This window comes from Acidobacteriota bacterium (assembly GCA_034211275.1).
Classification (GTDB): domain Bacteria; phylum Acidobacteriota; class Thermoanaerobaculia; order Multivoradales; family JAHZIX01; genus JAGQSE01.
Window position 1 is genome coordinate 1 of sequence record JAXHTF010000264.1, and the last position, 7,628, is coordinate 7,628.

Annotated in this window: 8 protein-coding genes; all 8 read left to right on the plus strand. The window is 69.7% G+C overall.

Annotation, left to right across the window (positions count from 1 at the left end; all coding sequences use genetic code 11):
* Positions 1–315 (plus strand): hypothetical protein (locus SX243_24235; GenBank protein ID MDY7096095.1); only part of this gene is annotated, 315 nt, incomplete at its 5' end.
* Positions 312–1,184, plus strand: coding sequence for a hypothetical protein (locus SX243_24240; protein ID MDY7096096.1), 873 nt, complete (start codon positions 312–314; stop codon positions 1,182–1,184). The genes SX243_24235 and SX243_24240, both read left to right, overlap by 4 nt.
* Positions 1,181–2,440 carry a hypothetical protein gene (locus SX243_24245; GenBank protein MDY7096097.1) on the plus strand — a complete coding sequence of 420 codons (1,260 nt, stop codon included), beginning with the start codon at positions 1,181–1,183 and terminating at the stop codon, positions 2,438–2,440. Before SX243_24240 ends, SX243_24245 begins: the two co-directional genes overlap by 4 nt.
* Positions 2,437–3,414 (plus strand): MoxR family ATPase, encoded by a 978-nt coding sequence (locus SX243_24250; protein ID MDY7096098.1) that lies wholly within the window; start codon positions 2,437–2,439, stop codon positions 3,412–3,414. Before SX243_24245 ends, SX243_24250 begins: the two co-directional genes overlap by 4 nt.
* Position 3,415: 1 nt before the next feature.
* A complete protein-coding gene (locus SX243_24255; GenBank protein MDY7096099.1) occupies positions 3,416–4,753 on the plus strand; it encodes a DUF58 domain-containing protein in 1,338 nt (445 codons plus the stop codon).
* Between the two features lie 95 nt (positions 4,754–4,848).
* Entirely contained in the window at positions 4,849–5,268 is a 420-nt protein-coding gene (locus SX243_24260) for a zf-TFIIB domain-containing protein (GenBank protein MDY7096100.1), read from the plus strand.
* Entirely contained in the window at positions 5,265–7,196 is a 1,932-nt protein-coding gene (locus SX243_24265; GenBank protein MDY7096101.1) for a VacB/RNase II family 3'-5' exoribonuclease, read from the plus strand. The genes SX243_24260 and SX243_24265 overlap by 4 nt, the downstream gene beginning before the upstream one ends.
* A 22-nt stretch (positions 7,197–7,218) precedes the next feature.
* The coding region (locus tag SX243_24270; GenBank protein ID MDY7096102.1) for a hypothetical protein at positions 7,219–7,628 on the plus strand (410 nt) is incomplete at its 3' end.

The window sequence follows — 7,628 nt, forward strand, 5'->3', positions numbered from 1 at the left end:
ATGGGCACGGGAACCCTCGAGATGGTGCTCTCCGGCCTCGGCGAGGCCGCCGGGGCCCTGGGCAACGCCGCAGTGCAGCTCTACACCTTCATCGCCATCACCCTGCTCTACTTTGACTGCCGCCGGCGCCGGGAGGGAGAGGATCTCGATCAGGCCCTGGACCAGCTGGGAGCCCCACGGCTCTCCGACCTGAAGGCGGGCCCCAGCAGCGCCACCCTCGGCGATTCGACCGGCGACACGGTCAACCCCCCGTCGCAAGACGCCGCGGAGGGCAGCGCAGAGCCGGACGAGGAACCTCCGCGCTGGACCCCATGACCCGAATCCGGCGAACTCTTCGACGTATCCAGGCTCTACCGCCGGGAGGGCATCCCCTGCGGCTCGGGGTCTGTGCCCTTGTCGGTCTCCTGTGCTGGACCCTGCCCCTCTTGTCGGGGGGACAGGAGCGAGCCCAAGAGCCGAATCTCGAAGCGGGCCTGGAAGCGAGCTTCCACCGATGGCAACCGACCCCCGCCGAACCCCAAGCCGTGGCGGAAGTGCTCGCCGAAACGGAGGTCGAGACCGCCCCGGACAAGCCTTCCTGGGCTCGCTACGGCCTCGACGTCGGCAGCGCGCTGGCGGAGTCACTCTTCTCCCGCATGGACCGCGCCATCGACTTCGGTGGCCTGCCGAGCCTGAACTTCTGGCTGATGGCGAAGATCTTTCTCGTCCTCATCGGGCTGCTGCTGGCGATCTGGCTCGGAACCTACCTCTACCAGCGCCTTTCCCAGCCGGAGAGCCCACATCGGACCGCTCCGTCACCGGTGCCGCGGGCGGATGCCCCGGCTCCGCGGGAAGCCGGCGGCTGGCGCCGGGAGCTGGAGAAAATTCTCTTCGCCGGTGATCAGGCAGCCGGTGATCAGGAAGCAAGTGATCTGACCCCGGGAGAGCTCGCCCGAGCCCTGGAGGCTCTATGGTGGTGGATCGCCCGCAGTCTGGCAGGGAGCCGGGCAGACGCCTCCTGGACCTCCGGGGATCTGCTGCGCCACACCGGCCGGCGGGACCTTCGAGGCCATCTGGCGATCCTGGACACCCTGCGCTACGGCAGCGACGGTCCCCCTCTCGCGAGCGCCCGGGGCGAGCTGCGGGAGCTGCTCCAACGCTTCGACCAGGCCTTGGGACCCCAAGCCGGGGAGGCCCGATCATGAACCGGCGTGGGCTCCTGATCCTGGGCCTGGTGGTCGTGGTCCTGGTGTTGCTGCTCCTGACCTTGGACGGCCCCCAGGGCGGTGCCGGGGGCAGCAGCCTCAACTTCGGCAGCGAGGGCTGGCGCGCGACCCGGGCCTACCTGGAGGCGGAAGGCAAGACGGTGGAGTTGTGGGACAGCCCCCCAGCAGATCCATCGGCGGATCTACCGGCAGACTCAACGACCGAAGACCCGGAGGAGCTGGTGGAGCCAGCGGCTGGAGCGGTACTGGTCACCGTTTTCCCCTGGGGCCGCTCCGCCCTGCCGCTGGAGACCTTCCAGGACCATTTGCGCGACGGCGGCGTGTTGCTGGTGGGCTACTCCGGCGACCGACCCGGTCTCTACGAGGGATTGTTGATGGACCTGCTGGAGCTCGACTACGAGCGGACGCGCCCCAAGCCCCCCCTCGCCCCCATGGCCTGGCGTCGGCACGTAGATGCCGAACAATGGCTTCATCCGGCCACCCTCGGGGCCACCACCGAATCTCGCAGCGAACCCAGATTGGGGGACGTGCAGCCGGTCAAGATCCGGGCCCTGGACTACGCTCCCATCCCGCCAGGGGACGCTCAGCAACTCTACCTGGACGACGGCGGACGGGCGCTGGTCTTCTCCTATGCGCTGCTCGACGGGCGAGTGGTGATGTTGCCGGCGGAGGCATTGAGCAACGGCCGCCTCTCGGAAGCGGGCAACGGCGACCTGCTGGCATCCCTGGCCGCCTCCTTCGGCGAAACCTGGGCCTTCGACGAACGGGGTCATGGCCTGCTGCCGGCGGAGGCCGGGGTCCAGACCTTGCCCCCCCTGAGCTTCGATCTCCTGCCGCTGCATCTGGCACTGCTCTACGCCCTGGCGGTGTGGGCCCTGGCCCGGCGCTTCGGTCCCGCCTGGCGCGAGCCCCGAGACCGGGGCAGCGCCGCCGGCGACTTCCTCTTCGCCCTCGGCCGATTGCACCATCAAATGGAGCACCATCCCACGGCGGCGCGGCTGCTGCTGGAGCGACGCCAGGCCCTCGATCCTCGCATCGAGATCCCTCCAACCTTGCACCGCCGCGCCGAAGAGGTCGCCGAGGGGCAAGGGCTGGTCGCCCTCGCCGGGGATCTGGCTCGGTGGAGCCACCGACGGCCCCGGCCCCCGAAGAATTCCGCCGGCTCTGCAGAAACTCCATCCGACGACACCCAATCCCCAGCACCGAGACCCGCAGCACCAAGAGGAAAGCCATGAGCAACTCCCCCCAGCCCTCCATCGAACGCCTGCGCCAGGCCATCGAGCAGATTCATCAGGCGGTCTCCGGCACCGTTCTCGGCCAGGAGGCCGCCATCGACAGCCTGTGCGCCGCCTACCTCGCCGGCGGCCACGTGCTGCTGGAAGGAGTGCCGGGGGTCGGCAAGACGCTGCTGGCCCGCTGCTTTGCCGCCACTCTGGGACTGGACTTCACCCGCCTCCAATTCACCCCCGACCTGATGCCCGGAGACGTGCTGGGCACCAACGTCTTCGACCGCAACCAGGGCACCTTCCGACTGGTGCGGGGACCGGTCTTCACCCAGGTTCTGATGGCCGACGAGGTCAACCGCACGCCGCCCAAGACCCAGGCGGCGCTGCTGGAAGCGATGCAGGAGCACCAGGCCACCATCGACGGCGTCAGCTACCCCCTGGGGGACGGCTTCTTCGTCATCGCCACCCAGAACCCGTTGGAGCACGAGGGGGTCTACCCGTTGCCGGAGGCCCAGTTGGACCGCTTCCTCCTGCGCATCGAGATGACACTGCCACCGGCGGAATCGGAGCTGGAGATCTACCGCCGGGCGGTGAGCGGCGAGCTCGCCATCTGGGGCACCGACCGGGGGCTGCCGGAAACCGTGGTTGGTCCCCTGGAAGCCGTCGCCCTGCGCAGCGCCTGCCGCTCGGTACACGCCTCGGAGGAGCTGCTGGACTACCTCCAGCGCCTGGCCCAAGCGGTGCGGGACTCCCCCCACGTGGAGCTCGGTCCCAGCCCTCGGGGCGCCCTGGCGCTGTTGGAGGCGGGGCGCGGAGCAGCCCTGCTGGCGGGGCGGGAGTTCCTGGTGCCGGACGACCTCAAGGGTCTGATGAGCGCCTGCTGGAGCCACCGCTTGCTGCTGACGGCGGAATCGGAGCTGGAAGGCTTCAGCCCCAAGCGGGTGCTGGAGGAAGCCGCCGACTCGGTAGCGGTACCGCACTGAAATGCCCGCTGCCCGCCTCTTCCTGGCCCTCGCCGCGGTCTCGGTGCTCTTGGTGGGAGGTCTCGCCGCCCCCGCCCTGGCGTGGGCCGCCATCGCCATTGACGGGGTGCTGCTGCTGGCCTTCGCCCTCGACCTCCGCCGCGCCCGCCGTCTGCCGCTGATCGCCCAGCGCCATTTGCCTCCGACCCTCGCTCAGGGCAACGCCGGCGAGGTGACGGTGGAAGTCGAGGCTCCGGGCTCCGCCTATCGCAAGCTGCGTCTGCGGGAGGCTCTTCATCCCTTCCTCGCCTTCGGCCCGCTGCGCCGGGAGATGGTCTTCCCCCGCGGCGGTCCTCGGCACCAGCGCTGGACCTACACCCTGATCCCCCGGCGCCGCGGCGAGCCCACCGTCGGCTCCCTGGATGCCCGGGTGCTGGGGCCCTGGGGCCTGGCCTGGTCCCAGCTGCAGCTGTTGCCCCCGGAGCCCCGCCGGGTCTACCCGCAGATCCGCTGGGAGGGGCGGGTGGGAAATCTCCTGACCCTCGCCCAACGCCATCAACTGGGGATCGAGCCCATGCGCCAGGCCGGTGCCGGCAGCGAGCCCTACGCCCTGCGGGAGTATCTGCCCGGGGATCCTCCCAACCGCATCCACTGGAAGGCCAGCGCCCGGCAGGATCGGTTGATCACCCGCGAAGAGACCTGGGAACGGGGCGCCCGGCTGCTCATCCTCCTCGACGCCGCCCGCACCATGACCTCCCGCCACGACGGCCGCAGCCAGCTGGACCACTCCCTGGCGACGGCCCTGGCGCTGACCCGGGTAGCCGCCGCCCGGGGGGATCGGGTCACCCTGGTAGCCTTCTCCCACCAGGTGGAGAAGATTGTGCGGGTGGCCGCCGGCAGCCGCGGCCTGGCCCGCGCCTACCGCGAGCTCTTCGACCTCCAGGCCCGGCTCACGGAGCCGGCCTACGATCTGGCGGCGGAGACCGCCTTTCGGGTCGAGAGCCGCAGCGCCACGGTGATGCTCTTCACCTCGGTGGTGGATCTGGCCGCCGGCGAGATGCTGCGGGACTCCCTACTGCAGCTGGAGCGCCGCCACCGGCCGGTGCTGGTCAACCTCCAGGACCCCAACCTGCGGCGGCTGGCGGACGAGCCACCGGAAAGTCCCGAGGCGGCCTTCGCCCAGGCTGCGGCGCTAGAGATTCTGCTCGCCAACCGCTCCCTGGGGCAGCGCCTGCGGCGCGCCGGCATCCGGGTGCTGGAGACCCCCGCCGACCGCCTCGCCCTGGAGACTCTGGAGACCTATCTCACCCTCTTCCGCACTCGCCTCAAGCGTCGAAGGCGAAGAGCCCGCAGCGCCTGAAGAGAAGGCTCCTTCAGCCTCCACAGTCTCCTCGCCGTGACATACAATCGACACATCCAAAGACGCCGGTGACCCAATATCAACGAGGAGAAACGATGATTTGCCCCCGGGACGGTAACCAGACCGAACCCCAACGCCACGGCGAAGCCACCGTGGACACCTGCCCCCAATGCGAGGGCATGTTCTTGGACAGCGGCGAGCTCAACAAAGTCGCCGATCCCATACCCGGCGACCTGGAGTTCTCCACCCTCGATCAAGACAGCTTCGACCACCCGGACCAGAGGCCCCTCATCCCCTGCCCCAACTGCGGCCACGAGCCCATGCGCAAGGTGGAGTTCAACATCGAGTCCGGCCTGATTCTCGACTATTGCACCCACTGCCATGGGTTCTGGGTCGACGGGGACGAGCTCGAGCGCATCAACGCCACCGTCCGCGAGCTCAACGAGACCTCCCGCGAGATTCACGACCCACCCTGGCTGTGGATCACCCGCCTGCTCTCCGGAATCACCCATTGAAGTCCTCCCAAGGAGCCAATGCCGAAGTCCGCTGGCGGGGCCGCATCAGCGTCCACGTCCGCGGCTTCGGCTTCGTCGATCTGGAATCCGAGGAAGCGCCCACGGAGAGCGCCTTTGTCGCTCCGCCGGACCTCAACCCCTTTCTCGAAGGGGATGAGGTGAGCGTGCTCCTGGAAGCTACCGGAGAGGATCGCTATCAGGCGGTGGAGCTGGCGCTGGAAGAGCGGACCCGCAAGGAGGTGGTGGGGGTGGTGCTGCGGGGTGGCGGACGGGAGCCGCGGCTGGAGCTCGATCCCCGCCTGGGCAACGACGCCTGGCCCGTGGCCAACGCTCCCCGGGACCTGCGCCCCGGCGACACGGTGGTGGCCACGCCTCACCCCCGGCGCCAGCGACTGCACTTCCACCGCCTGGTGGAGGGCGACGAAGCCGGCCGCGCCCGGGTACTGGCGGTGCACGAGATCCGCCACCAATACCCCGACGAGGCGCTGGCGGAGGCGCGCAAAACCCGTCTGCGCAAACGCGGTCGCCGCGACCTGCGCGAGGTCCCCACGGTGACCATCGACGCCGCCCATTCCCGAGATCTGGACGACGCCCTGGCGGTGTTGCCGGTGCAGGAGGACGGTGCCATTCGGGTCTTGGTCTCCATCGCCGACGTCGACGACGGGGTGCCCGAGGGCAGTGAGCTGGACCGCGAGGCCCGGCACCGGGCCACCAGCGTCTACCTGCCGGATCTGGTGGTACCCATGCTGCCGCCGCAGCTCAGCGAGGACGCCCTCAGCCTGCAGCCGGGGGTGGACCGCGGTGCCCTGACGGTAGAGCTGCGCATCGATCGCGAAGGCCAGGTCACCGCCACCGACATCTCCCCCAGCCTGATCCGCTCCACCACCCGCCTCACCTACCTCGACGTCGCTGCCTTCCTCGACCGCGGGGTCACGGAAGGGGTGCCGGAGGAAGTGCAGGAGACCGTCGGCTGGCTCCACGCCGCCGCCTGCCGGCTGTCGGTGACCCGCAAGGCCCGAGGCGGAGTGACCATCGAGCCCGACGAGATCCGCCTCGATCTCGACGAGACGGGCCAGCCCGTGGGCCTCGATCTGCACCAACCCACCAGCGCCCACCTGCTCATCGAACGGCTGATGGTGGCCACCAACGAGGCGGTGGCTCGATGGCTCGAGGATCGCGGCCTGCTCGCCCTCTTCCGAGTCCAAGATCCGCCGGACCCGGAGCTGGTGGACCAGCTGGCGGAGTTCGCCGCCAACTTCGGCTTCCAAACCGCCTTCGGAGGACAGCTCTCGTCCCGCGCCCTGGCAGCCTTCGAAGAGCAATTCCGTAGCTCCACCGTAGCCCCCTCCATCCGCTCGGTGCTCCACTGGGCGTTGGGGCGGGCCCGGTACCAGCCCGAGACTTCGCCCCACTTCGCCCTCGGCGCTCCTGCCTACCTGCACTTCACCTCCCCCATCCGGCGCTATGCCGACCTGGTGGTGCACCGCATCGTCAAAGCGCACCTGCGGGGCGAGCGGGACTCACACCTCCAGCGGGAGGAGCTGGAGGAAATCGCCGAGCACATCAACGAGACCGCCCGCCGGGCCCAGAAGGCGGAGCGGGACCGGCTGCAGATGTTGGTGGCCCGCTACTTCGCCGATCGCGTCGGCGAGGTGCACGAGGGCCGCATCGTGGTGGTGCGGGGCTTCGGTCTGGTGGTTCAGCTGGAGGAGCTGGGAGTCTCCGGCACAGTGGCCACGGAGGAGATGGGCAAAGGCCCCTGGGAGCTGGATGCCGCCACCCACTCGCTGGTCTCCCCTTCCCTCTCCTCACCCCGCCGGCGGCACACCGTCGGCGAGGCGGTGACGGTGCGCATCGTCGCCACCGACGAAACCCTGGGGCGGCTGGAGCTGGCCCTGCACCGGCGCCGGCGCCGCGGAGGCCGCTGACCCTCAGACCATGATGGAGCTGTTGCCCAACCTACGCTGGAACGATCTGGCGGATATGGTGTTGGTGAGCCTGCTGCTGTGGATCAGCTTCGTCTGGTTGCGCCGCTCCCGGGCCCGGCTGGCGTTGGTGGGCATCGGTTTTCTCGCGGCTCTCTATCTGCTGGCCCGGCGGCTGGAGCTCCAGCTCACCACCTGGATCCTCCAGGGCTTCTTCGCCGCCCTGGTCATCGTGGTGGTGGTGGTCTTCCAGGAGGATCTGCGGCGTCTCTTCGAGCAGATCGCCGTTTGGGGACTGCGCCGCCGGCCACCCCGGCCACCGGCCTCCACCACCAGCGTCCTGGTCCGCACCGTCGCCCTCCTCGCCCGGCAGCGCACCGGTGCCCTCATCGTCGTGCCCGGACGGGCTCCCCTGGATCGCCATCTGGAGGGGGG